We start from the raw sequence: 25,254 nt of genomic DNA, 5'->3' as shown, positions 1-25,254 counted from the left end.
TTCAGGTATTTTCGTGTCAGCATCAAATGGCCGACGCCGGGTAGTAGTTACCGGCTTAGGTCTTATTTCACCTGTCGGTAATTCAGTCGATGTAGCTTGGTCTAACTTGCTTGCAGGCAAGTCGGGCATTGCTACCATCACGAAATTTGATCACGCAGCTCTGGGAGTGCATTTTGCTGGCGAGGTCAAAGACTTCAATGTAGAAGAGTACGTCTCTGCCAAAGAGGCACGCCATATGGATACCTTTATCCATTACGGGATTGCTGCCGGTACACAGGCTATTCGAGACAGCGGTTTAGAGATTAATGACGCTAATGCCGAGAGAGTAGGCGTGATGGTCGGCTCCGGTATCGGTGGTTTACCGTTAATTGAAGAGACAGATGCAGAGTACTTGTCTCGCGGACCCCGTCGCATTTCACCTTTCTTTGTGCCTGGCTCGATCATTAATATGATCTCCGGCCATTTGAGTATCTTATTTGGTCTCAAAGGTCCCAACGTTGCTGCAGTGACTGCTTGCACCACTGGTCTTCATAGTATTGGTTTAGCAGCACGCTTAATTCAGTACGGTGATGCCGATGTTATGGTTGCTGGCGGAGCAGAGTCAACGATTTCACCATTGGGTGTTGGTGGTTTTGCTGCTGCCCGCGCACTTTCAACCCGGAACGATGATCCTGCAACTGCTTCGCGTCCATGGGATAAAGACCGCGATGGTTTTGTATTGGGAGAAGGTGCTGGCGTTGTTGTTCTTGAGGAATACGAACACGCAAAAGCGCGTGGCGCCAAGATTTACTGTGAGCTCGTTGGCTTCGGTATGAGTGGCGACGCATATCATATGACTGCGCCCAATATGGATGGCCCCCGTCGCTGCATGATCAATGCGATTCGTGATGCAGGTTTAAATACCGATCAGATTCAGTATCTCAATGCCCACGGTACTTCAACGCCGCTAGGTGATAAGAATGAGACTGAAGCGATCAAAGCGGCTTTAGGTGATCATGCTAAGAAAGCGGTCATTAACTCTACCAAGTCGATGACTGGCCACCTCTTAGGCGGTGCTGGCGGCTTAGAGTCTGTATTTACGATCCTCGCTTTGCATCATCAAAAATCTCCCCCCACCATTAATATCTTTAATCAAGATCCTGAATGTGATTTGGACTACTGTGCCAACACAGCGCGGGATATGAAGATTAATTACGCCCTGAAAAACAATTTTGGCTTTGGGGGTACTAACGGCTCACTGGTTTTTGGCAAAGTAAACTAATATTCAATTGATATTGGCTGCATTGGCATTAACTCAGTAGGTTTAGGGCATGATGAAAAAGTTTTCAATCGCATTTTTAGCTGCTCTTGTCTTGGGACAGGCATTTTTCTCTCCTAGCGTCTTGGCGCAAAATCCCCGCGTCACTATTCCTGACTTTGCTGATTTGGTTGAGCGCGCCAGTCCTGCAGTAGTGAACATTCGGACAACTGAAAATGTCGTAGTGCAACAAGCACAAGGTGGTATTCCAGGCATGCCTGAAGATCAGGCTGAATTCTTTCGCCGCTTCTTTGGGGTGCCCATCCCAGGAATTCCAAATGCACCAAAACCCCAGCAACCTAACTCGGGAAAGCCACAAGAGGCTGAGCGTGGCGTAGGATCGGGATTTGTCATTGATTCAAACGGTTTGATTTTGACGAATGCCCACGTCGTAGAGGGTGCCACAACTATTTACGTGACCCTCACAGACAAGCGCGAATTCAAAGCCAAATTATTGGGAATGGATAAGCGCACTGATGTTGCTGTGGTTCGAATCGATGCCCATGATTTGCCCCGACTTCCATTGGGTGACTCATCTAAAGTGCGTGTAGGCGAGTGGGTCTTGGCGATTGGCTCACCCTTTGGCTTGGAGAACACCGTTACTGCTGGCATTGTCTCGGCAAAGAGTCGAGATACTGGTGATTACTTGCCGTTTATTCAAACTGACGTAGCGGTTAATCCCGGTAACTCAGGCGGACCTTTGCTCAATACCGCGGGTCAAGTCATCGGCATTAATTCCCAAATCTTTAGTCGCTCTGGTGGTTATATGGGAATCTCTTTTGCGATTCCGATTGATGAAGCGATGCGTGTTGCCGATCAGCTGCGGACCAATGGCAAATTAGTTCGAGGTCGAATTGGTGTGGCTTTAGGTGATATGACTAAAGAAGTGGCCGAGAGTTTGGGTCTGGGTAAGCCTCGTGGAGCATATGTCCGCAATGTAGAAGCTGGTGGTCCTGCAGCAATTGGTGGCATGGAGGCGGGCGATGTCATTTTGAGCTTCAATGGGCGTGACATCAATAAAGCCAGCGATTTACCCAGAGTGGTAGGGGACACACGTCCTGGCACTGTAGCTAGCGTTCAGGTGTGGCGTAAAGGAGCCTCCCGTGAATTGAGTATTACAGTGTCGGACACTGAAAATAACTCAGGCGCTCTCAAGAAATCAGAAAGTCCTAGCAATAACTCAAGTGCAAGCAATAATGGCTTTGGGGTTGCTGTTACCGAATTGTCTGATACCAAGAAAAAAGATATGGGCCTGAGATCTGGGGTTGAGGTGACCAGTCTGGTGGATGGCCCCTTGGCACGTGCGGGTATTCGGCCTGGAGACATTATTGTGAGAGTTGCCGATAGCGATATTACCGGGGTCAAGCAGTTTGAGTCCCTGGTCAAGGGGCTTGATTCTAATAGGGCTGTGCCAGTTTTTGTCCGCCGAGCTGATAGCACCCTAGTGATCCCTGTAAGGCCAAAATAGCCCTTTTTTGACCTCTAAATCCAGCTTCGGGCTGGGTTTAGGTTCACCCATTACAATTCCAATAAGACGGCTTTTTGCAGCGCATCATTGTGGTGCGTTCTGACAAGGCGTTTTTTGATTGAGCTAACAAGACGCCATGGATTTAATCCGCAATTTTTCTATCATCGCCCATATTGATCACGGCAAATCCACCTTGGCTGATCGTATTATTCAGTTGTGCGGTGGACTTTCAGATCGTGAGATGGAAGCGCAGGTTCTGGACTCGATGGATATCGAGCGAGAGCGCGGCATCACCATCAAAGCGCAAACAGCCGCACTGAACTACAAAGCCAAAGATGGCAAGGTATACAACCTTAATCTTATTGATACCCCAGGACACGTTGACTTTTCTTATGAAGTAAGTCGATCACTTTCGGCATGTGAGGGTGCGCTCTTAGTAGTAGATGCGAGTCAAGGTGTTGAAGCTCAAACCGTGGCTAACTGTTACACCGCAATTGAGCTGGGTGTTGAGGTGGTACCAGTCCTCAACAAGATTGATTTGCCCCAGGCAGATCCTGAACGTGCCAAACAAGAAATTGAAGATGTCATTGGAATTGATGCAACTGATGCGGTCACCTGTTCTGCAAAAACTGGCTTAGGTGTAGCTGATGTGATCGAAGAAATGATCCGCCGTGTGCCGCCTCCGAAAGGGGATGCATCTGCTCCCTTGCAGGCTTTAATCATCGACTCGTGGTTTGATAACTATGTCGGCGTCGTGATGTTGGTGCGGGTCGTGAATGGCACCCTAAAGCCTAAAGACAAAATTACATTGATGGCCAATGGCTCAACGCACTTAGTTGAGCATGTTGGAGTATTTAGCCCTAAATCGATCGATCGCCCGGAACTCTCCGCAGGACAGGTGGGTTTCATCATCGCCGGCATTAAAGAGTTGAAGGCTGCTAAGGTCGGCGACACTGTGACTCATGCGCCCGGTCAGCAGGGCCGCACTCCTTCGCCTGACCCCTTACCCGGTTTCAAGGAAGTAAAGTCACAAGTCTTTGCGGGACTGTATCCAGTTGAGGCCAGTGAATACGATCAGTTGCGCGAGTCTTTAGAGAAACTCAAGCTGAACGATGCTTCACTCCTGTATGAGCCAGAAGTTTCTCAAGCACTGGGTTTTGGCTTCCGCTGTGGCTTCCTAGGTTTGCTCCACATGGAGATTGTGCAAGAGCGTTTAGAGCGTCAGTATGGAATGAATCTGATTACGACTGCGCCAACAGTGGTCTATCAGGTGAAGCAATCTGATGGCGAAATCGTGATGGTGGATAACCCTTCTAAGATGCCCGAGCCCAGTAAGACCGATACGATTTTTGAACCGATTGTCACTGTCAACCTGTATATGCCACAAGAGTATGTGGGTTCGATTATTACTTTGTGTGTCGGTAAGCGCGGTATTCAAACTGGCATGAATTACCTAGGCAGACAGGTGCAGTTGACCTATGAGTTACCGATGGCTGAGATTGTGATGGATTTCTTTGATCGTCTGAAGTCAATCTCAAGAGGTTATGCCTCAATGGATTATGAGTTCAAAGAATACCGTCCTGCCGATGTAGTGAAGGTCGATATCTTGATTAATGGTGAGCGTGTTGACGCCTTATCCGTCATCGTTCACCGCAGTAATAGCCAACATCGGGGCCGTGAGGTTGTTGCCAAAATGCGCGGCATTATTCCGCGTCAAATGTTTGATGTTGCAATTCAGGCGGCGATTGGAAGCAATATTGTGGCCCGCGAAAATGTGAAGGCCCTGCGGAAGAACGTCTTAGCAAAGTGTTACGGCGGTGATATTTCTCGAAAACGGAAATTGTTAGAGAAACAGAAAGAGGGTAAAAAGCGCATGAAACAGGTTGGTAACGTAGAGATTCCTCAAGAGGCGTTTCTTGCCATATTGCAGGTGGATGATTAATGAACTTCGCACTGATTCTCTTCATCCTCGTCATCATCTCCGGGATTGCCTGGGTCGCTGATAAATTACATTTCGCACCACAACGTCGTGCTGCTGGAGTTGAGCGCATGCCACTCTGGCTCGAGTACACCGCTAGCTTCTTTCCTGTGATTTGCGCTGTATTTATCCTGCGCTCTTTCATTGTTGAGCCGTTCAAGATTCCATCGGGCTCGATGATTCCGACTTTGCAGATTGGCGATTTCATCTTGGTGAATAAATTCACCTATGGCATTCGTTTGCCTGTAATCAATCAAAAAGTGATTGAATTAGGTTCACCTCAACGCGGTGATGTTGTGGTATTCCGCTATCCCCGTGACGAGTCAGTTGATTACATTAAACGCATTGTTGCCTTACCTGGGGATGTTATTGAGTATCAAGATAAGCGCTTAAAAATTAATGGCCAAGCATTAAGTTATAGCAACGGTGAGCCTTATCTTGATCCGGAGAGCATGCACTATGCCAAGCGTTTTACCGAATCATTCCCTGCTGATCTTGGCGGCAATCATCACGAGATTATTAATGATCCTGATCGTCCAGCAGGCCTGTTCCCTGCCGAACGTTTTCCCGGCTTTGAGGCATGTCACTATGTCAACGCTGGTTTAGTTTGCACTGTCCCGCCTGGAAGCTACTTTGCAATGGGTGATAACCGCGATAACAGTGCGGACTCACGTTATTGGGGCTTTGTGCCCGACCAAAATATTGTTGGCAAAGCCTTCTTTGTTTGGCTGAATTTAGGTTCACTAGGTCGTATTGGTGGCTTTAACTAAATCATGAACGCACGCGCCGTCATCGATATTGGTCCGCTGCAAGAGCGCTTGGGGTATACCTTCAAGAAACCTGAGCTGCTGACGCAGGCATTGACACATCGTAGTCATAGTAAAAAGAATAATGAGCGCCTTGAGTTCTTGGGAGACTCCGTTCTCAATTGCGTGGTCGCTGAGATGTTGTACGAACGGTACTCTGATTTAGATGAGGGCGACCTCTCTCGAGTGCGCGCCAATCTGGTTAAGCAACAAGCGCTTTATGAAATCGCACAATCACTTGCTTTATCAGACTACCTCCGCTTAGGAGAGGGCGAGCTTAAAAGCGGGGGCTTTCGACGTCCTTCAATCTTGGCCGATACCTTAGAGGCTGTTACAGGGGCTATTTTCTTGGATGGTGGATTTGATTCTGCGAAATCCTGTCTACGTAAACTGTATTCCTTGATCTTGCAGCATGTTGACCCTAAAACATTAGGTAAAGATGACAAAACGCTTTTACAGGAATGTCTACAAAGCTACCAGCTACCATTACCAACCTACAACGTGACTGGCACCACGGGCGCTGCTCACAATCAGCAGTTTGAAGTGGAATGTTTAATTCCGAATCTCAAGATTGCTGTGAAGGGCGAAGGCGCCTCACGCCGAGCGGCAGAGCAGGGTGCGGCTAAATTGGCGCTTGCTGCCATACTCAAAGCATTGCCACAAGAATCGCGTAAACCTAAAAAGACCAGGGCAGCCAAGAAGAAAGCGGCCAAGCAAGATGCTGGTGAAGAGCAATTGAATCTTAAGCTGAAGGGCTAACTGTGTTTAGATGCGGCACTATCGCTATTGTTGGCCGACCCAATATGGGCAAATCGACTTTGCTGAATGCTTTGGTTGGACAAAAGATCAGCATTACTTCTCGAAAAGCGCAGACTACTCGCCATCGTATTTTGGGGATTCAGACGCGCGAGAATGCCCAATTCATCTTTATTGATACACCTGGCTTTCAGACTCGCCTGCTGAATACTCTCAATAAAGCGCTTAACCGGACAGTAACTACTGCACTTCAAGATGTGAATGTCGCTTGTTTCATTATTGAAGCGGGCTACTGGGGTGAGGATGATAAGAAGGTATTAAAGCTTCTACCAGCTGATTTGCCAGTAGTGCTTGTGCTTAATAAGCTGGATTTATTCAATAGTCGTTTCCAGACCCCTTCTGAGCGAGATCAAGCGCTATTGAGTTTCATGAAAGAAATGAGTCGTCCTTGGAGTGAGTTGGGTGGTCACGAGGATCAAAATCAGTGCGAGTTTGCTGAGATTGTTCCGATGAGTGCCAAAAGTCCGCCTGACATTATCCGCTTGCTGGATACCTTGGAGGGCTACCTGCCTGAGGCCGAAGCAGTCTATGACCCAGATACATTAACTGATCGCAATGAGCGTTTTTTAGCGGCAGAGATTCTGCGTGAAAAAGTATTTCGCTTTACTGGTGATGAGTTGCCCTATACCAGCACGGTAGTCATTGATCAGTTCAAAATGGATGGTCGGATGCGTCGGATTGCGGCCACCATTCTGGTGGATCGCGATAGTCACAAGGCAATGATTATTGGCGAAAAAGGTGAGCGTCTTAAGAAAATTTCAACTGATGCGCGTATCGACATGGAAAAATTATTTGATGGCAAAGTCTTCTTAGAGACTTGGGTCAAAGTCAAGCGCGGCTGGGCAGATGATCGCGCTGAACTCCGGGCGCAAGGTTTGGAATAAATGGCTTCGATCCGGATCGTTGACGAGCCCGCTTTCGTATTACACAGTATTCCCTATAAAGAGACTAGTCTCATCCTAGATGTCTTCACCAGGCAACATGGTCGTATGGCTCTGATTGCTAAAGGCGCCAAGCGTCCACACTCCGTGCTGCGCCCCGTATTACAGCGTTTTCAGCCGCTCTTGGTGTCCTGGAGCGGTAAGTCAGAACTGCGTACCTTAACCAAATCGGAGTGGGTTGGTGGAACTCCTGCCTTAGTTGGTGATGCGCTTCTATGTGGTTTTTATCTGAACGAGCTGCTAGTGAAATTCCTGGCTCGTGAAGATGACTATGAAAGACTTTACGACCGCTATACAGAAACGATTACAGCCCTTTCTAATCTCGAGTTTGAGTCTAAGGGCTTAGAAGAAATTTTGCGTCCTTTTGAGTTAGCGCTATTACAAGAAACCGGTTATGCCGCAGCCCTAGACCATTGTGTAGAGACCCAAGATAAACCTGAGCCATCCCTGCAGTATGTTTACCAGCCTGAAAGAGGGGTAAGACCAGTACAGGCGGATGACCCTGGTCACTGGCCAGTTTTGAGTGGTCAATCTCTGCTCAATATTGCAGTTGGCCATTTTTCTGATCCGGTAACTCTTGCTGAAAGTAAACAATTGATGCGCTTTCTGTTGGGGTTGCATCTTCAAGATCAAGTCCTGACGACCCGTCAGATCTTGATTGATCTCAAGAAAATCTAAGCTCCTGATAAATTCCAGTAATCTATTGTTATGAGCCCCTCCCCAACCCTTGAGCTCGGTGTCAATATTGATCATATTGCCACCTTGCGTAATGCACGAGGTACTCGCTATCCTGATCCCATTCGGGCAGCTCGCTTGGCTGAAGAGGCTGGCGCAGATTTGATTACCTTGCACTTGCGTGAAGATCGTCGCCATATTAAAGATGCCGACCTCTTGGCTTTGCGTCCATTAATCAAAACCCGCATGAATTTAGAGTGTGCGGTTACGTCCGAGATGCTGGCAATTGCCTGTCAAGTAAAGCCACATGATGTATGTCTAGTTCCAGAAAAACGGGAAGAGGTAACGACTGAGGGCGGTTTAGATGTAGTGACCCATTTTGCTGCTGTCAAAGCCGCTACTCAGCAATTACAAGCCGCAGATATTCGGGTCTCACTTTTTATTGATCCTGAAGTAAATCAAATTCAGGCGGCTAAAGATGTGGGCGCCACAGTAATTGAACTGCATACTGGACGTTATGCAGATCTTGCTGGAGTAGAGCAGGCTGCTGAGATAGAACGTATTCAACAAGCTGCTCAGTTTGGTAAAAGTTTGGGTCTCAGAGTTAATGCTGGTCATGGCTTGAATGAAAATAATGTCTTGCCTATCGCTGCCATGACCGAATTATCTGAGCTGAATATCGGTCATGCGCTTGTGGCTGAGGCCCTCTTCAAGGGTTGGCAAAAAGCCATTATCGATATGAAAGCCCTCATGAACCAAGGCAGACAGCACGCATCATGATTGTTGGTATTGGTACCGATATTTTGAAGATCGAGCGCTTACAAGCGGCTTATGATCGTACCCAAGGGCGTTTAGCAGAGAGAATTCTGGGGCCTGATGAGATGCTTATTTTCAAAGCCCGCTTAGCCCGCAACCCCAAGCGGGGCATGGCTTTCTTGGCAACCCGTTTTGCTGCTAAAGAGGCCTTCTCAAAGGCAATCGGTCTGGGGATGAGAATGCCAATGACCTGGCGCTCATTGCAGACCTTGAATGAAGCCAGCGGCAAGCCAGTTACAAGTTATTCAGGTGCCTTGGCTATATTTATGGCAGAAAAGCAGTGGCACGCTCAAGTTACCGTAAGCGATGAGGTAGATATGGCGATTGCTTTTGTGCTTGTGACTCAACAAAACTAATGCAGGAATTGAAATGACCCTAATCAATAAAGCTGCTCGTCCTGGACCCATTACCTTGGATGTCATTGGCTACGAGCTTAATGCTGAAGATCACCGCCGAATTTTGCACCCACTTACGGGTGGAGTGATTTTATTTGGTAGAAACTTTTTTAATCGTAAGCAACTGAGCAAACTGACTGCAGAGATTAAGAAGCTACGTCCCGATGTCTTGATCTCGATTGATCATGAAGGCGGACGTGTGCAGCGCTGCAAGACTGATGGTTTCACCCATTTACCTGCAATGAGAAAATTGGGTGAGCTTTGGATGGGTAAGCACCAATCAAAGCATGCTGCTGAGTCTGCAGCATTAGCGATGGCAGCGGCGACTGCCTGTGGCTATGTATTGGCAGCCGAGCTTAGGGCTTGCGGGGTAGATTTCAGCTTTACACCAGTACTGGATTTAGATTTCGGGCGCAGCGCCGTGATTGGTGATCGATCATTTGGTCGTGATCCCCAAATTGTTTTCGCTCTAGCAAAAAGTCTGAATGAAGGCCTGCGAATGGCCGGTATGGCCAATTGCGGTAAACACTTTCCGGGGCATGGATGGGCAGAGGCCGATTCACACATAGCCATTCCGGTCGATGAGCGCTCTCTAGATGAAATCCTCAATGATGATGCCAAGCCTTATGAATGGCTAGATCTGAGTTTGGCTGCGGTGATGCCTGCTCACGTCATCTATCCTCGGGTAGATCAACTTCCAGCTGGATTCTCAAGAATCTGGCTTCACTCTGTTCTGCGACAAGAGTTAGGCTTTCAGGGGGTGATTTTTAGTGATGACCTCTCAATGGAAGGTGCTAGCGTGGCAGGATCAGTGGTGAAAGGTGCCGAGTTGGCCCTGGAGGCTGGTTGTGATGCAGTCTTAATCTGTAACCGACCAGATCTGGCGGATGAGTTGCTGGCTAAACTCAAAGTCTCAACAGCCAAGCAAGCTGAATCCAGATTACGTTTAAATCAATTGATGCCGTCAGCTAGTGCAGCCAGTTGGGATGAGTTACAAAAACAAGCTGAATATCAGCATGCAAAGGGTTTGCTCAACGAGTTTGACTTGATCCAATAAAAAAGCCCGCTAGTAGCGGGCTTTTTAACATCTGTTGCTTGCTAATTAATTAGCGCGACTGCGGTATTCACCAGTCCGAGTGTCAATTTCAATCTTGTCACCGGTGTTGCAGAATAAAGGAACTTGTAATTCATAACCGGTAGCAAGCTTGGCGCTCTTTAATACTTTGCCAGAGCTGGTGTCGCCTTTCACTGCTGGCTCGGTATAAATAATTTCACGAACCAAGGAGTTAGGCATCGCAACTGAAAGTGCTTTACCTTCGTAGAACACTACTTCACAAGGCATACCTTCTTCGAGGTAATGAAGGGCGTCGCCCATGAACTCTGCTTCAACTTCATATTGGTTGTATTCAGTATCCATAAAGACATACATTGGATCGGCAAAATAGGAGTAGGTGCAATCTTTTTTATCAAGAATGACGACATCAAATTTGTCATCGGCTTTATAAACGCCCTCATTGGGTGCGCCAGAAATGAGGTTCTTGAACTTCATTTTCACAACGGAAGAGTTGCGACCGGAGCGGCTGTATTCAGCCTTCAATACGACCATAGGATCAGTACCGAGCATTACTACGTTACCAACGCGGAGTTCTTGTGCTGTTTTCATCTTGCTATTCCTGAGGGCAGATCAAAAATCTGCAATTTTTATCAAAGACAGCATTGTAACCGCCCGCAGACCTACTCTGCAGGGGTCTAGCTTACGAACCGTACTAAACGCGCTGCTAGGCCTCCGTCGCCTTGTTTTTGTAGTAAATCTGTTTGCCAGGCCCTGGCATGGAGGGTCCAAGCATCTAGTTCCGAAAACCAGGTATGGGGCAGTGCCCAATTCATGGCATTTCGGCAAGCATTCTGTAGAGGTAGATTGGCAGTGATGAGATAGAGATCCAGAAAGGCTGCCAATTTGACTTGATGCGCTTGATCATCCTGTGGGTAAATATGCCAAATCAATGGCTTACCAACCAATTGAGCGCGGATGAATGAATCTTCTCCTCGCACAATATTCAGATCACATTGAGCCAGTAGCCAGTCATATTCATCTTGAGAAACAAACGGTATAGAGAGCAGCTGAATACTGGGAGCTAGCCCAAGAGATTCTGTAGAGCCCATCTTTAATAGCTCTGCATGGCCATGCGTAAGGATCACATCGATTGGCTCATCTATCGCACTCAGATCTTCAATCCACTTGCGGAGCGGAAAGCCGGGGTAGCAGAAGACGCTGATCCGTTTTGCTCCAGGTCGTAGCTTTGTCCAAGTGTTGATCAAGCTTTTAGGAAGATTGCTTGCAGCGCTATTTTGTTCGGTTGGAATAGGATCAATCAGGATGCCACCTGCAGCCTCTTGAAATCCTGGAAAGAAAAAATACTTTGGCATGCCATGAGCTTGGGGTGAGGCTTTAGCATGAAAGTCCAGTACCCACGGTTCAGCGCTGAGGTATTCCAAATTAATAATGATGGGCTTTTTTGGCGCAACCATTAAGCCCGCCAGATAGCGTTCGGGTAAATGGCAGCCAAAGGCCTCGATCACAACATCAGGGGTTTCAACCGGGTGGCGAGCATTTTCAAAGCTGGCTGCCCAAGTTTCGGTTTTAATCTTGTCACGAATCTCAGCGGGGCAGCCTTGGGAGAGTAAATTGAGGGTTGGCAGGTCATCGCAGAAAATGCGGACCTCTTGGCCATGAAGGCTTGTTAAGCTTCGGGCTAGACGCCAGCAAATACCGGCATCACCATAGTTATCGACGATTTGGCAGAAAATATCCCAACGCATGAGTAATTCGCTTTTTGAAACCCTTCAGCAGGACGTTAAACGGCTTCCCGGATTGCCGGGGGTGTATCGCTTTTTTGATGAAGCGGGACACATTCTGTATGTAGGTAAGGCCCGCAACCTCAAAAAGCGTGTATCGAGTTATTTTCAGCGCACCCAGTTATCTCCGCGAATTGAAAACATGGTGCGCAAAATTGCTCGCTATGAGACGACGGTAACACGAACTGAGACCGAAGCCTTAATTTTAGAAAACAATCTGATTAAGGAGTTGTCTCCACCATTCAATATTTTGTTTCGGGATGATAAATCCTATCCCTACGTGATGCTCACAGGACATGCATTTCCTCGTTTAGCCTCTTATCGAGGCAAGGTGGATAAACGCAATCGCTACTTTGGCCCTTTTCCGAATTCATGGGCGGTGCGCAATAGCGTGCAGATTTTGCAGAAAGTATTTCGCTTGCGCACCTGCGAAGACTCTGTATTTAAGAATCGCAGTCGTCCTTGTTTACTTCATCAAATTCATCGCTGCAGTGCCCCATGCGTTGGACGGTTGAGCGTGGAGCAATACGGACAAGATGTAATGCAAGCTACCCGTTTCTTAGAGGGCGACCATAGTCGGGTGCTATCTGAACTGGAAAAAGAGATGGCAGCATACAGTGAAGCCATGGAGTTTGAAATGGCCGCTGTGATGCGGGATCGTATCGCTGACTTATCAAGTGTTCTGCAACAACAGTCGATGGATACCGTCGCCGATGGTGAGGGAGATGTAGACATCATTGTAGTAGCGCAAATGGAGGGCATGATTTGCGTCAATTTAGCAATGGTGCGCGGTGGCCGTCATTTGGGCGACAGACCGTATTTCCCTAAAGGCCTAAGGATGTCTTCGGGTGAGCAGGCTAGCCCAGCTGAAATATTGGAAACTTTTATTCAGCAACACTACTTAGAGGATGAGCCAAGCGAAAGTGGAACTAGCACTACGAATTTAATTCCCCCAGTTTTTATTCTCAATCACTCTTTACAGCCTAGCTCTGAGGATGGTGTATCTGTAGAAGACAAATCCGTTGAGAGCTTGCAAAGTCTATTAAGCACTCAAGCGGGTAAGAAAGTTACCTTCTTGCATCAACCTCAAGGGCAGCGTCGACATTGGTTAGCAATGGCAGAGGGCAATGCTAAGCTGGCTCTCACTAAACGCCTAGTCGAGACTGGTGGACAGCTAGCGCGCGCTCGAGCTTTAGCTGATGTATTGAGTTTGGATCTTGAAAATCTGGAGCGGCTACGTATCGAGTGCTTTGATATTAGTCATACCTCGGGTGAAGCAACACAAGCATCCTGTGTGGTGTATGCCAAGAATGATATGCAATCGAGCGAATACCGTCGCTTCAATATTGATGGCATTACCCCCGGGGATGATTACGCAGCGATGCGACAAGTATTGCAAAGACGTTATGCTAATTTTCAAGAGTTGCCAGTCGATAAATTACCGCAAGTGATTTTGATTGATGGTGGTAAAGGACAAGTGGAGATGGCAAGGCAAGTCCTCACAGAGTTTGGTATGGATATCAGTTTGATTGTGGGTGTTGCCAAGGGTGAGGGCCGTAAGGTGGGTCTGGAAACGCTGATCTTCGCGGATGATCGCAAGCCGCTCGAGTTAGGTATTGATAGCGCAGCCCTATTGCTGGTGGCACAAATTCGGGATGAAGCGCATCGCTTTGCCATTACCGGTATGCGCGCTAAGCGCGCCAAGGCCAGAACGGTCTCTCGCTTAGAGGAGATCGAAGGGATTGGAGCCAAGCGTCGTCAGAAACTCTTGGCTCGCTTTGGAGGCTTGCGAGGTGTGGCAGGCGCTACCATTGAAGAAATTGCTGGAGTAGATGGAATCTCGATGACCCTAGCCGAGCAAATCTATCGGCAACTGCATTAATTTCTAGGGTCCTGCTACAGCTGGTTCGCATTGGTTTATGCTTACACGATGCCCTTTAATCTACCAATCGCTTTAACCTGGTTGCGCGTTGCCGCCATTCCATTGTTGGTAGCCATTTTCTACTTACCGAATTCTTGGCTATCTCCATTCGACCAAAATCTTTTTGCAACGATTATTTTTGTTGCAGCGGCAGTAACCGATTGGTTGGATGGTTATTTAGCCAGAAAGATGAAGCAAGAGTCGGCCTTCGGACAATTCTTGGATCCCGTCGCGGATAAGTTGATCGTGGCTGCAGCATTACTGGTTTTACTGAATATGGATCGTGTTCAGGTCTGGGTGGCTCTGGTCATTATTGGACGAGAGATTACGATCTCGGCTCTACGTGAATGGATGGCACTCTTAGGTGCTGGCAGAAGTGTGGCGGTGCATTTGGTTGGCAAGCTTAAGACCACTGCACAGTTAATCGCGATTCCGTTTTTACTCCTCAATGACACCCTTTTTGGTTGGCTCAATTGCGCTCGGCTTGGAACTTGGCTGATTTGGATCGCCGCCTTTTTAACCTTATGGTCCATGTTCTATTATCTGCAGAAAGCCTTACCGCAATTGAGTGGCAGGGCTGATTAAAGCTCTGGACTATCTGCTTTGAAATGAAATAATGCTCTCTTGGCGATTGTTTGTTAAACTACTGCCCTGTTATGCGGGAATAGCTCAGCTGGTAGAGCGATACCTTGCCAAGGTATAGGTCGGGAGTTCGAACCTCCTTTCCCGCTCCAATTTTGATGGGAAGCCCTGAAAAGCTTCCCATTTTTGATTCAAGTTTGGCGCGTTGGCCGAGTGGTTAGGCAGGAGCCTGCAAAGCTTCGTACGGGGGTTCGATTCCCTCACGCGCCTCCATCTATTTCCCTTGACGAAATAGTGGCTTCACCTAAAATACTTATAGTTGCTGTAAGTTAAGGCACTGTAGTAAAAATAACTGAAAAGAGCAAAACATGACTGTATTCAGATTGATCAAAGTCGGATCCTCGGTTTTATTAGCCTTCCTATTGTTTGGTTGCGCAACCGGTGATTCGCCCAGCGGCACGCCCGCCGAAGTTCAGGAAGTGCAGACTCAACTCTTGGGCGATATGCCTTTGCCTCAAGGCGCCAAAATTGTCGGCGCAGAGTCCATCATCATCGGTGGTGGTGATCAATGGGTTGGGCGAGCTGTCATTAACGCTTTGCAAGGGGCAACAGATGTGTATGCATTCTTTCAGTCCGAGTACCCCAAAGCTGGCTGGAATACTGTGAGCGCAGTCAAAGCCAAGACCAGTATTTTGGTATTCACTAAAGGCGACAGAACGGCAACGGTCGAAGTTTCTGAAGGCTCATTTAGTGGGCCTAAGACAATCATTGTGATCACTTCATCCCCGAAGAACGCGAATGTGATTTCTCCTACTAAGCGTTAATACAAGCTGCGAAGTAGTGAAACAAAAGGCCTCTAACGAGGCCTTTTTGCTTGCTAAGGTAGGCTTGTCTTAAAGGCCGCCAGCTCTAATCAATCCTACTGCCTGACCTTCAACGGCAAAGTTTGCTTGCCGAGAGTCCACCAGAATATTTTTGAAATCTGGGTTCTCTGCCTGGAGTTCAATGACCATGCCATCGGCAGTTTTCTTTTGTTGCCAACGTTTAACAGTAACCTCATCGTCGAGGCGGGCAATCACAATATCGCCATTGCGCACTTCGGTAGTTTTACGCACTGCTAAGTAATCTCCATCCAAAATACCGGCATCGCGCATACTCATGCCTTTCACTTTGAGTAAGTAATCAGCACCTTTGCTAAATAGGCTAGGGTCAATGGGTACGTGCTTCTCGATATGCTCAACCGCCATGATGGGGGAGCCAGCAGCAACGCGACCAATGAGCGGCAGAGTCAGCTGTTGTAATGCACCTGAAGGTAAAGACATTTGATGCGGACGCGATTGACTATGCGACTGATTGAAGCGTTGTGGAATGCGAATGCCGCGAGATGTGCCGGGACTCAACTCAACATAACCTTTACGAGCTAAAGCACGTAAGTGTTCTTCAGCTGCATTGGCAGAGGCAAAACCCAGACGGGTTGCAATTTCTGCACGAGTAGGTGGCAAACCACTTTCCTCGATCGCGCTGGTAATGAGATCCAAGATCTCACTTTGGCGGGGAGTGAGTTTAGGGAGGGCGGCTAGCTCTTCAGGGAAATCGACTGTATTTATGTCCATGCTGTGATTGTATACAGCAGTTTTAGACAATTCAAGAGAATTTGGGAAGCGGGATAATGAACCATGAGCACAAAAACCACAGGTAGCGCAAATTCTCCTCATATTCTGATTCTTGGAATGGGGGGTACCATCGCTGGGCTAGCCTCTAATCCCTCTGGAAACCCCCTCCAGTATGAGGCTGGGCAATTGGGGGTAGACGTGCTGCTGAGCCACCTCAAGCCGGGTCTTCCGGAGGGAGTTCAGCTGATCTCCCGTCAGCTTGCCAACATCAATAGTCGGAATCTGAGTGAGGATCTGCTAACCCAGTTGGGCAATGCAGTAAGGGAGTCCCTTACCAATACCCAAGTCTCAGGAATCGTCATTACCCATGGTACCGACACTCTTGAGGAGACGGGAGTCTTTCTCCAGGCCACCTGCAGCAAGCTTGCATCAACCTTGGGTAAGCGGGTTGTTCTGACCGGTGCGATGTTGCCTGCAAATGCTCCTGGTGCGGATGGCCCTAAGAATCTGATGGCTGCGATTCTCTGGGCTGCTACCCCCTTGGATAATGCCCCGGGCGGGGTTTATGGCGTGTTTGCAGGCCAGGTTTGTCTGGCTGCCGATCTCGCAAAGCGGCACAGTAGCGCTCTTCATGCACCGATTCAGGATTCATCCTCAAGCCCCATGCACCTAGTCAATCCCTCTTGGCTATCGATGGTTAGGGAAACCCTAGCGACCTTTCCAGAGGATTTCCCTATTCCAACTGCTGATGCTTGGCCCTGGGTAGAAATTTTGACCAGTCATGCAGGTGCCAGAGAGGTATCTATTGCCCATTGGCTCAAAACCGATGTCAGGGGCTTAGTCATTGCAGGTTCGGGCTTGGGCGGCTTTCATGATGCTTGGAAGTCCGCTTTAGGGCTTGCAGCTGAGCAGGGCATTGCTATTGTGCGAACCACTCGAACAGGTGCGGGATCGGTTTATCCCAATATTCCTGAAAAGGACGAGCCCGGCTTTGCGGCAGCCGGCAAGCTTTCAAGCCCTAAAGCAAGGATCGCACTGCAGTTGGCTTTAAATGCTGCCCATTTACAGGGCGGGAGCGCTAAATCTCTGACTTGGCAGGATTTTTTTGCTAGAATAGCGGTCTTGCCTGAAATCAGGTGAGAGTTTTAGGTTTACCTACAATTTGTTACTACCTTGCCACACTGGTCGCTAAGTTCTACAACCATCCGAACTTAGCAAGACGCCCAGGTGGCTTTACCCTAAAGGAGTGTTAGATGCGTCATTATGAAATCGTCTTTATCGTCCATCCGGACCAAAGCGAGCAAGTGCCAGCGATGATTGATCGCTATAAGGCAACCTTAGCTGCCAGCGGCGGCAAAGTTCATCGTATTGAAGATTGGGGTCGTCGTCAGATGGCTTACATGATCGACAAACTTGCTAAAGCCCATTACGTTTGCATGAACATTGAGTGCGACCAGAAAACTCTGGAAGAGCTTGAGCATGCGTTCAAATTTAATGATGCTGTTTTGCGCCACCTCATCATCAAGACTAAGAAAGCTGAAACAGAGCCTTCCATCATGATGAAAGAAGTGCAGCGTGAAGAAGCGCGCAAACAAGCTCATACCGATGTGCCAGAAGTGGCTGTCTAAGTAAGAAATTTGAAGAGGAAAGCAGAGACTACGAAACGAAATAGAGTGGCGGAACGGCGTTGAATCATTTCACCCTTACTGCACGCTTGGTTGCTAAAGACGCAATTCGATTTACCCCCGCTGGAATACCAGTGATGCATTGCCAGCTAGAACATGCTGGTGAAGCTAACGAAGTAGGAGTAGCGCGGAAAATTCAGATGAGTGTCGAAGCCATTGCAATTGGCCCAATTCAAAAGGGTATAGAGCAAATGGATTTAGGAATCGAGGCAGTGTTTGAAGGATTTTTAGCCCCCAAGACCTTACGTAATCAAAGACTCGTTTTCCACATTACCCATATTCAATTGAAAGATTAAAGAGGAATCATCATGGCGTTTGGAAAGAAACCCGATTTCAAAAAGAAGCCCGCTCAGAACCCATTGTTCAAGCGTAAGCGTTATTGCCGTTTTACCGTTGCTGGTGTTGAGCAGATCGATTACAAAGATGTCGACACCTTGAAGGACTTCATTGCTGAGAATGCAAAGATCACCCCTGCACGTTTGACAGGCACAAAAGCAAAGTATCAGCGTCAATTGGACACCGCTATCAAGCGTGCCCGTTTCTTGGCTCTGTTACCTTTCTCAGATCAACACAAGAAATAATTAGGAGCCCATTATGCAAATTATTCTTTTAGAAAAAGTAACCAATTTGGGCAATCTTGGCGACGTTGTTCGTGTTAAAGATGGCTACGCTCGCAATTTCTTGATCCCACAACGTAAAGCCCGTCGTGCTACTGAAGCTGCGATTGCTGACTTTGCAGTACGTCGTGCTGAATTGGAAAAGTTAGCTGCTGAGAAATTGGCTGCTGCTGAAGCGGTTGGCGTCAAGATGAAAGATCTTGTTTTGGAAATCGGTCAAAAAGCAGGTGTGGATGGACGTTTGTTTGGCTCAGTCACTAACCATGACATCGCTGATGCTTTGAAGACCAAAGGTTTTGAGATCGAAAAATCATCTATTCGTATGCCTACTGGCCCATTGAAAATGGTTGGTGATCACCCAGTAGCGGTTGCAGTTCATACCGATGTAGTGGCTGATATCACCATTCGTGTCATTGGCGAGCAAGCTTAAGTTTTAGAACTGTAAACTAGCCTCATGGCTGAATCCCGCTCACGTTCCGTTACGCTGAATCCTGGCATGACGGGTTCTGGGGACTCAGCCCTGCAGGCTTTAAAAGTCCCGCCTCACTCTGTAGAAGCCGAGCAATCATTGCTCGGCGGTCTACTACTCGATAACACCGCCTGGGACCGCTTAGGTGGTGTGTTAACAGATCAAGATTTCTACCGTCCTGAACATGCCTTGGTATTCAAGGTGCTGGCACGTCTGATTGGTGAGAATCAACCAGCTGATGTGATTACCGTGCACGATGCCGTAAAGGCAGAGCAGGGTGGTGATCTGGTGGGTATTGATTACCTGAATTCTCTAGCGCAGAACACACCTAGCTCGGCCAATATCAAGGGTTACGCTGATATCGTGCGTGATCGTAGTATTCTGCGACGCTTAATCGAAGTCTCCGACGCGATTGTGAATTCGGCTTTTGTGCCTGAAGGACGATCGGTGAGAACTTTGCTGGATGAAGCAGAGTCACGCATTTTGCAGATCGGTGAAGAAGGCAATCGTAAAAACGATTGGCTCGAGATTGAGCCCTTGCTGAAATCCGTTGTTGCACGCATCGACGAGTTATATAACCGTCAAGGCGGTAGCGACATTACTGGTATTGCTACAGGCTTTATTGATTTAGATAAGCAAACTAGTGGTTTGCAAAAAGGTGACTTGGTGATTGTGGCCGGCAGACCCTCAATGGGGAAAACGGCTTTTGCATTGAATATCGCTGAGAATGTAGCGCTTTCTGAAGGTTTGCCAGTCGTAGTCTTCTCAATGGAGATGTCGGGTGAGCAATTGGCCTCTCGTTTACTTGGCTCAGTAGGCAAGGTAGATCAAAGCCGGATGCGAACTGGCAAATTGCAAGACGATGAGTGGCCTCGTGTGACTGATGCCATTGCCCGCCTCAGTAATACCCAAATTCTGATTGATGAAACGGGCTCTTTATCAAGTCTGGAATTGCGTGCACGCGCTAGACGGATTGCCAGAAACTTTGGTGGCACACTCGGTTTGGTCGTGATTGACTATTTGCAACTGATGAGTGGTAGTGGTGGCTCCAGTTCTGAAAACCGAGCTACTGAAATTTCTGAGATCTCCCGTTCACTAAAGTCGCTTGCAAAAGAATTGCAATGCCCTGTAGTTGCTCTGTCTCAGTTAAACCGTGGTCTTGAGCAACGTCCTAACAAGCGCCCTATCATGTCTGACTTGCGAGAGTCTGGAGCGATCGAGCAAGATGCTGACTTGATCATGTTTATTTATCGTGATGAGGTTTATCACCCGGATACCACCACAGATAAAGGTATGGCAGAGATCATCATCGGCAAACAGCGTAATGGTCCAATTGGGACAATCCGCCTGAGCTGGCAAGGTCCGTATACCAAGTTCGATAACTTAGCATTAGGATCCATTGGCTATTCCTCTGGTGGCTACGAGCCGTTTTAATTGGTGCGCTGATTTGAGAGGGTAAACCTTCTCGCTTCTGTAAAGCGTGCTGCCCAGTAAGGGCTCTCAATTTGCTCTAACCGCACCGTACCACCGGCACTGGGCGCATGAACAAAACGCCCTTGACCTACATAAATGCCTGCATGGGAATATTTTTCACCAGTAGTATTAAAGAATACTAAGTCACCTGGAGCAGGGGGTTGATTGTCAACACTACGGCCTTTGTTGCTCATCTCTTGGATGGTACGCGGCAACTTAATGCTGGCAGCTTTGAGATAAACATAGTTAATTAAGCCGCTGCAATCAAAGCCACCATTGGGATTATTTCCGCCCCAGCGATAAGGAACGCCCACTAAACCGACGGCGGCAATCGAGATATCTTCTGTACCTACGCTCGTATCATTTTTGAATTGAGCGAGCTTGGGATTGGAGTATTTACCGCTGGTACTGGAGCCTGAGAAAGTGCTGCAGCCTGATAGCGTTAGTAGGGTGCAAATAAAAATGCCGCACCCCACAAGGATGCGGCATGATTGATTTGACTTAGAGTGCGTCTGCAGCATGATCCGCAAGACGGGAGCGCTCGCCCCGAGCCAAGGTAATGTGGCCACCATGACGCCAACCCTTAAAGCGATCGACAACATAGGTCAGACCCGAAGATCCTTCAGTTAAGTAAGGCGTATCAATCTGGGCAATATTGCCCAAGCAAATAATCTTAGTTCCTGGGCCTGCGCGGGTAACCAAGGTTTTCATTTGTTTGGGAGTTAAGTTTTGCGCTTCATCAATAATGACAAACTTACTCACAAAGGTTCTGCCACGCATGAAGTTCATGCTCTTGACTTTGATGCGTGAGCGAATGAGCTCTTGAGTAGCAGCGCGACCCCATTCACCAGCATTGTCATCATTGCGATGCAACACTTCAAGGTTATCGTCAAAGGCACCCATCCATGGCTGCATTTTCTCCTCTTCGGTACCTGGTAAAAAGCCGATATCCTCACCTACTGGAACGGTAGCGCGGGTGATGATGATTTCGTTATAACGCTTGCTATCTAGCACTTGCTCCAGTCCAGCAGCCAAAGCCAACAAGGTTTTACCTGTACCCGCTTGACCTAAGAGCGTTACAAAATCGATCTCAGGATTCATGAGTAGGTTCATCGCAAAGTTTTGCTCACGATTGCGGGCAGTCACACTCCAAACATTATTTTTCTGATGAGAAAAATCTCTCAATGTTTGTAGTAGGGCGGTCTTGCCGTTGATCTCGCGGACTTGGGCGTAGAACGGTGTGGAGCCGTCAGGATTTTCTTGATAGACAAACTGATTCACCAGCATGCTTGGGACAGCTGGGCCGGTCACGCGATAGAACATCGTACCTGACTTGGAGTCTGCCCAGCTCTCCATCGACTTGCCATGCTTGGGCCAAAAATCGGCAGCCAATGTCATCACGCCGGAGTACATCAGGTCACGGTCTTCTAAGACTTGGTCATTGAAATAATCTTCTGCTGGTAATCCCAAGGCGCGAGCCTTGATGCGCATATTGATATCTTTAGAAACCAACACCACCTCTTGGCCCTGGCGAGTTTTTTGCAACTCACTCACGACCGCCAGAATCATGTTGTCACCTTTACCTTCAGGTAGACCTTCTGGCAAAGCTTGGGTAGATAACTTGGTCTGGAAATAGAGACGACCGGATACATCTTGATTACCCAGTTTGTTCAGCGGAATACCTTCATCCAGTGAACCATTAGTGCCGGCGACCAGTTGATCGAGTGAGCGACTGACGGTACGGGCATTGCGTGCTACTTCCGTCATTCCCTTTTTGTGATTATCCAATTCCTCTAAGGTAGTCATTGGCAAAAACAGATCGTGCTCATCGAAGCGGAACAGCGAGCTTGGATCATGCATCAAGACATTGGTATCGAGCACGAATAAGCTAGGAGGGCCAGTGCGAATGATCCGCTTTGGCTTTTCGGGGGCTGGCGCTTTTGCTTCAGTACGTTGAATTTGTGCTGGACGATGATCGCTTTTAATCTTCTCCAGGGCTTCCTCAGCAGCAGATAAATCAACCTCATCATCATGAGCCCAATCGGGTGCATGATTTTCCATCACAACCGGTTTTGCTGGAGCAGGACGTTTCTTTAAATCTGGTGTGTCTTTAGCGCTCAACTTCACTTGACCAGCAATTTGAGTTGGGATGGGTGGCAATGGCATGCAGCTCTCCTAAAAGAAAAAACCGCCAAGCGATTTGCATTGACGGTTTGTGATGAAACTGGATACAAAAAAGAGGGGGTTATTTACCGCGCCTGCTCTAGAGTCTTCAGGCTGATGATTCAAACGGATTGTCAGACTTTCCCGTCGTTTACGGTGCATGTAAATACTTTACCCCAAATTCAGAGCTTTGCAAGCGCCTGCAGCAAATTTATTTAATTGCCTGAGCAGCCTGTAATACTTCTGTCACATGACCTGGAACTTTGAGGCCACGCCACTCTTTAACGAGCTTGCCTGAAGCGTCAAAAAGAAAGGTGCTGCGCTCTACGCCACGGACTTGTTTGCCATACATGTTTTTCATCTTCATGACACCAAAGATCTGGCAAAGCTGCTCTTCAGTATCGGCAACCAATTCAAACGGCAAGCCTAATTTACTGCGGAAATTATCGTGTGATTTGAGGCTATCGCGGGAGACGCCAACAACCAAGGTATTGGCTTTGCTAAAGGCCTCAATATGATCTCTAAACTCACCAGACTCAGCGGTACAACCTGGAGTCATATCTTTCGGATAGAAGTAGAGCACCAATTTTTTGCCTTGGGCAGATTCTGGGGTAAAGGTCAGGCCTGAAGTAGCAGGAATGGCACAGTTAGGAATGGTTTGGCCGATGCTTACAGTCATATTAGTCTCTCTTAATTATCAATGGGTTTGTACGATGAGTTCACCACTCCGATTGGGGATCTCACTCCAAACCAGGGGCATTACCGCTATCTTATCAAGCTGTTTTGTCGCTACCCATGATTGATGTAACTCTCCCATGGTGACTAAATCGTGACCCTGCTCTAGCCAGCCCCGAATCAGGGCTTCAAAAGCGGGGAGCAGTTTTTGGCCCTCGAGCTCAGCATGCAAGGTAAAGACTTGATCGTTGGGATTGCTTTGGGTTATAGCCAGGATTTGTTTAACGGCATCCAGTTCGGAGGCATCATCCACCCCGATCAGTTCATCAAAAGTTGGAAGCGTAGTGGGGTACTGTACATGCTTCGCTTTGCCGGATGAGAGTGCCAAACGGTAGGGTATTAAGTTGGGCTCAGATCTTCCGTCAGAAGAGTAGTGAATACCCCATTGGTCGAGTTGCTCAAACGCAGCTTCATTCATTTGCCAGCCAGCTGCACCGTAAGTGACTGGAGGATGGCCGAAGATCTCCACAAAACGATCCCAACTCTTTTGCATTTGTGCATGAGTCCACTGGGGGTCGCGATTACGAACGGCGTCCTGCCAAGCAACGTGGTCCCAAGTATGGATCCCAGTCTCATGACCCGCCTGATCAATTGCGCGCATTTGATCAGGCGCTTGCTTGCCAATATCAGGGCCCGGAAGCAATACCCCGTACAGCAATGTTTTGAGACCGTAGTGCTCTAAGACTGAGGTGCGGCTGACTTTTTTCAGAAAGCCCGGACGAAAGACGCGCTTCAAGGCCCAGCCGGTATGGTCAGGCCCTAAGCTAAATAAAAAGGTAGCCTTAAGATCGTAGTGCTGAAAAAGACGCGCTAGATTTGGGGCACCTTCTTTCGTGCCGCGTAAGGTATCAACATCAACCTTGAGAGCAATTTTTGCCATGGACCTCGAGAATTAGTCTGAGTCGACGAGTTGACGGGCTTTATCCACATCCTGACGATAGGCTTCAAAAATATTCTTGAGCGCATCAGTCATGGTGGTGGTGGGCTTCCAGCCCAATTCAGCCATGGTGTTATCGATTGCGGGAACTCGGTTCTGCACATCTTGGTAGCCCTCGCCGTAATAAGCGCCTGAGGTAGTTTCGACAATCTTCACTTCTTTGGCGCTCTTCGCGTATTCAGGAATACTTCTGGCAATCTCAAGCATCTGATTAGCGAGGTCGCGTACAGAGTGATTGTTTTTTGGATTGCCGATGTTATAAATCTTGCCATTGGCAATATCGTTCTGGTTGGCGATGATGTGCATCAAGGCATCGATGCCGTCGTCAATATATGTGAAGGCTCTTTTTTGAGCACCACCATCAACTAAATTGATGGGCTCACCGCGCACGATATGGCCTAAGAACTGAGTTACCACCCGTGAGGATCCCTCTTTTGGGGTGTAGATGCTGTCTAGACCAGGGCCAATCCAGTTGAATGGACGGAACAGGGTAAAGCGCAAGCCTTCCATGCCGTAACCCCAGATCACGCGATCCATCAGTTGCTTTGAGCAGGCATAAATCCAACGGGGTTTATTGATTGGGCCATAGACTAGATTGGATGTGCCGGGATCAAACTCGCCGTCTTCGCACATGCCATAGACTTCTGAGGTTGAAGGGAAGACCAAATGCTTTTTGTATTTCATGGCAGAGCGCACGATGGGCAAATTAGCCTCAAAGTCGAGCTCAAAAACTTTCAACGGCTGTTGGACGTAAGTTGCTGGAGTTGCAATCGCTACAAGTGGGAGGATCACATCGCATTTGCGAATATGGTACTCAACCCATTCTTTATTGATGGTGATGTCACCCTCAAAGAAATGCATCCGTGGATGATTGATCAAATCACCTAAGCGATCGTTTTGCATGTCCATGCCATAGACATCCCAATCAGTTGTCTCCAGTATCCGCTTGGAGAGGTGGTGGCCGATAAAGCCATTAACACCCAGAATGAGTACTTTTTTCATCTTTCTACT

At 48.0% G+C, this 25,254-nt stretch carries 27 protein-coding genes and 2 tRNA genes; 21 read left to right on the top strand and 8 right to left on the bottom strand.

Annotation, left to right across the window (positions count from 1 at the left end; all coding sequences use genetic code 11):
• Window positions 1-13 precede the first annotated feature (13 nt).
• From fabF to nagZ, 10 genes are all read left to right on the top strand, one after another.
• Window positions 14-1,261 carry a beta-ketoacyl-ACP synthase II gene (gene fabF, locus ICU98_RS06285; RefSeq protein ID WP_215351445.1) on the top strand — a complete coding sequence of 416 codons (1,248 nt, stop codon included), beginning with the start codon at window positions 14-16 and terminating at the stop codon, window positions 1,259-1,261.
• 49 nt (window positions 1,262-1,310) lie between these two features.
• Window positions 1,311-2,765, top strand: a complete 1,455-nt coding sequence (locus ICU98_RS06280; protein WP_215351442.1) for a DegQ family serine endoprotease — start codon at window positions 1,311-1,313, stop codon at window positions 2,763-2,765.
• Between the two features lie 136 nt (window positions 2,766-2,901).
• Complete coding sequence (gene lepA, locus ICU98_RS06275) at window positions 2,902-4,707, top strand: translation elongation factor 4 (protein WP_215351439.1); 1,806 nt, start codon at window positions 2,902-2,904, stop codon at window positions 4,705-4,707.
• Window positions 4,707-5,513: a signal peptidase I gene (gene lepB, locus ICU98_RS06270; RefSeq protein WP_215351436.1), complete on the top strand. Its 807-nt coding sequence runs from the start codon at window positions 4,707-4,709 to the stop codon at window positions 5,511-5,513. The genes lepA and lepB overlap by 1 nt, the downstream gene beginning before the upstream one ends.
• A gap of 3 nt (window positions 5,514-5,516) precedes the next feature.
• Window positions 5,517-6,308 carry a ribonuclease III gene (rnc, locus tag ICU98_RS06265; protein WP_371818423.1) on the top strand — a complete coding sequence of 264 codons (792 nt, stop codon included), beginning with the start codon at window positions 5,517-5,519 and terminating at the stop codon, window positions 6,306-6,308.
• Between the two features lie 44 nt (window positions 6,309-6,352).
• Entirely contained in the window at window positions 6,353-7,249 is an 897-nt protein-coding gene (gene era, locus ICU98_RS06260) for a GTPase Era (RefSeq protein ID WP_251365419.1), read from the top strand.
• Window positions 7,250-7,984, top strand: coding sequence for a DNA repair protein RecO (recO, locus tag ICU98_RS06255; protein ID WP_215335919.1), 735 nt, complete (start codon window positions 7,250-7,252; stop codon window positions 7,982-7,984).
• Between the two features lie 30 nt (window positions 7,985-8,014).
• Window positions 8,015-8,761 carry a pyridoxine 5'-phosphate synthase gene (pdxJ, locus tag ICU98_RS06250; RefSeq protein ID WP_215351433.1) on the top strand — a complete coding sequence of 249 codons (747 nt, stop codon included), beginning with the start codon at window positions 8,015-8,017 and terminating at the stop codon, window positions 8,759-8,761.
• The gene (acpS, locus tag ICU98_RS06245; RefSeq protein ID WP_215351430.1) at window positions 8,758-9,153 is read left to right on the top strand and encodes a holo-ACP synthase; all 396 of its coding nucleotides are present in this window, start codon (window positions 8,758-8,760) and stop codon (window positions 9,151-9,153) included. The genes pdxJ and acpS overlap by 4 nt, the downstream gene beginning before the upstream one ends.
• Window positions 9,154-9,166: 13 nt before the next feature.
• Window positions 9,167-10,249: a beta-N-acetylhexosaminidase gene (gene nagZ, locus ICU98_RS06240; protein WP_215351427.1), complete on the top strand. Its 1,083-nt coding sequence runs from the start codon at window positions 9,167-9,169 to the stop codon at window positions 10,247-10,249.
• 45 nt (window positions 10,250-10,294) lie between these two features.
• Here the strand turns inward: nagZ and efp are convergent, their stop codons facing one another.
• Window positions 10,295-10,855, bottom strand: coding sequence for an elongation factor P (efp, locus tag ICU98_RS06235; protein ID WP_215335915.1), 561 nt, complete (start codon window positions 10,853-10,855; stop codon window positions 10,295-10,297).
• 86 nt (window positions 10,856-10,941) lie between these two features.
• Entirely contained in the window at window positions 10,942-12,012 is a 1,071-nt protein-coding gene (gene earP, locus ICU98_RS06230) for an elongation factor P maturation arginine rhamnosyltransferase EarP (RefSeq protein ID WP_215351425.1), read from the bottom strand.
• Here earP and uvrC point away from each other — a divergent pair.
• The 5 genes from uvrC to ICU98_RS06205 all read left to right on the top strand — a co-directional run bounded on the left by uvrC (window position 12,011) and on the right by ICU98_RS06205 (window position 15,375).
• Window positions 12,011-13,930, top strand: a complete 1,920-nt coding sequence (gene uvrC, locus ICU98_RS06225; RefSeq protein ID WP_215351422.1) for an excinuclease ABC subunit UvrC — start codon at window positions 12,011-12,013, stop codon at window positions 13,928-13,930. The two genes, earP and uvrC, sit on opposite strands and share 2 nt — an antisense overlap.
• 48 nt (window positions 13,931-13,978) lie before the next feature.
• Window positions 13,979-14,554, top strand: coding sequence for a CDP-diacylglycerol--glycerol-3-phosphate 3-phosphatidyltransferase (pgsA, locus tag ICU98_RS06220; RefSeq protein WP_215351419.1), 576 nt, complete (start codon window positions 13,979-13,981; stop codon window positions 14,552-14,554).
• A 73-nt stretch (window positions 14,555-14,627) separates the two neighbouring features.
• Window positions 14,628-14,703: transfer RNA gene (locus ICU98_RS06215), tRNA-Gly, on the top strand.
• Window positions 14,704-14,750: 47 nt separating this feature from the next.
• Window positions 14,751-14,824, top strand: a tRNA-Cys gene (locus tag ICU98_RS06210).
• A 95-nt stretch (window positions 14,825-14,919) separates the two neighbouring features.
• Window positions 14,920-15,375, top strand: coding sequence for a hypothetical protein (locus ICU98_RS06205; protein WP_215351416.1), 456 nt, complete (start codon window positions 14,920-14,922; stop codon window positions 15,373-15,375).
• Between the two features lie 69 nt (window positions 15,376-15,444).
• Here ICU98_RS06205 and lexA read toward each other — a convergent pair whose 3' ends face one another.
• Window positions 15,445-16,164, bottom strand: coding sequence for a transcriptional repressor LexA (gene lexA, locus ICU98_RS06200; RefSeq protein WP_215351413.1), 720 nt, complete (start codon window positions 16,162-16,164; stop codon window positions 15,445-15,447).
• 63 nt (window positions 16,165-16,227) lie between these two features.
• Here lexA and ICU98_RS06195 point away from each other — a divergent pair, with 63 nt between their 5' ends.
• The 6 genes from ICU98_RS06195 (at window position 16,228) to dnaB (ending at window position 20,369) form a co-directional block, all read left to right on the top strand.
• Window positions 16,228-17,304, top strand: a complete 1,077-nt coding sequence (locus ICU98_RS06195) for an asparaginase (protein WP_215351411.1) — start codon at window positions 16,228-16,230, stop codon at window positions 17,302-17,304.
• 113 nt (window positions 17,305-17,417) lie between these two features.
• A complete protein-coding gene (rpsF, locus tag ICU98_RS06190) occupies window positions 17,418-17,792 on the top strand; it encodes a 30S ribosomal protein S6 (RefSeq protein ID WP_215335908.1) in 375 nt (124 codons plus the stop codon).
• Between the two features lie 59 nt (window positions 17,793-17,851).
• Entirely contained in the window at window positions 17,852-18,145 is a 294-nt protein-coding gene (priB, locus tag ICU98_RS06185; protein ID WP_215335907.1) for a primosomal replication protein N, read from the top strand.
• Window positions 18,146-18,157: 12 nt separating this feature from the next.
• Window positions 18,158-18,430: a 30S ribosomal protein S18 gene (rpsR, locus tag ICU98_RS06180; protein ID WP_112204645.1), complete on the top strand. Its 273-nt coding sequence runs from the start codon at window positions 18,158-18,160 to the stop codon at window positions 18,428-18,430.
• A 13-nt stretch (window positions 18,431-18,443) separates the two neighbouring features.
• The gene (rplI, locus tag ICU98_RS06175) at window positions 18,444-18,896 is read left to right on the top strand and encodes a 50S ribosomal protein L9 (RefSeq protein ID WP_215335906.1); all 453 of its coding nucleotides are present in this window, start codon (window positions 18,444-18,446) and stop codon (window positions 18,894-18,896) included.
• Window positions 18,897-18,920: 24 nt separating this feature from the next.
• A complete protein-coding gene (dnaB, locus tag ICU98_RS06170) occupies window positions 18,921-20,369 on the top strand; it encodes a replicative DNA helicase (protein ID WP_371818422.1) in 1,449 nt (482 codons plus the stop codon).
• Here the strand turns inward: dnaB and ICU98_RS06165 are convergent.
• From ICU98_RS06165 to ICU98_RS06145, 5 genes are all read right to left on the bottom strand, one after another.
• Complete coding sequence (locus tag ICU98_RS06165) at window positions 20,366-20,929, bottom strand: C40 family peptidase (protein ID WP_215351409.1); 564 nt, start codon at window positions 20,927-20,929, stop codon at window positions 20,366-20,368. The two genes, dnaB and ICU98_RS06165, sit on opposite strands and share 4 nt — an antisense overlap.
• Window positions 20,910-22,574: a PhoH family protein gene (locus tag ICU98_RS06160; RefSeq protein WP_215351406.1), complete on the bottom strand. Its 1,665-nt coding sequence runs from the start codon at window positions 22,572-22,574 to the stop codon at window positions 20,910-20,912. The genes ICU98_RS06165 and ICU98_RS06160 overlap by 20 nt, the downstream gene beginning before the upstream one ends.
• A 208-nt stretch (window positions 22,575-22,782) precedes the next feature.
• Window positions 22,783-23,250 (bottom strand): peroxiredoxin, encoded by a 468-nt coding sequence (locus tag ICU98_RS06155; protein WP_215351403.1) that lies wholly within the window; start codon window positions 23,248-23,250, stop codon window positions 22,783-22,785.
• A gap of 18 nt (window positions 23,251-23,268) precedes the next feature.
• Complete coding sequence (locus tag ICU98_RS06150) at window positions 23,269-24,186, bottom strand: polysaccharide deacetylase family protein (RefSeq protein WP_215351400.1); 918 nt, start codon at window positions 24,184-24,186, stop codon at window positions 23,269-23,271.
• Between the two features lie 12 nt (window positions 24,187-24,198).
• Window positions 24,199-25,245, bottom strand: coding sequence for a bifunctional UDP-4-keto-pentose/UDP-xylose synthase (locus tag ICU98_RS06145; RefSeq protein WP_215351397.1), 1,047 nt, complete (start codon window positions 25,243-25,245; stop codon window positions 24,199-24,201).
• Between the last annotated feature and the right edge of the window lie 9 nt (window positions 25,246-25,254).

This window comes from Polynucleobacter sp. MWH-P3-07-1, from assembly GCF_018687555.1.
Taxonomy (GTDB): domain Bacteria; phylum Pseudomonadota; class Gammaproteobacteria; order Burkholderiales; family Burkholderiaceae; genus Polynucleobacter.
The sequence above is the reverse complement of the archived record's forward strand: the minus strand, read 5'-3'. Positions and strand labels throughout refer to the sequence as shown.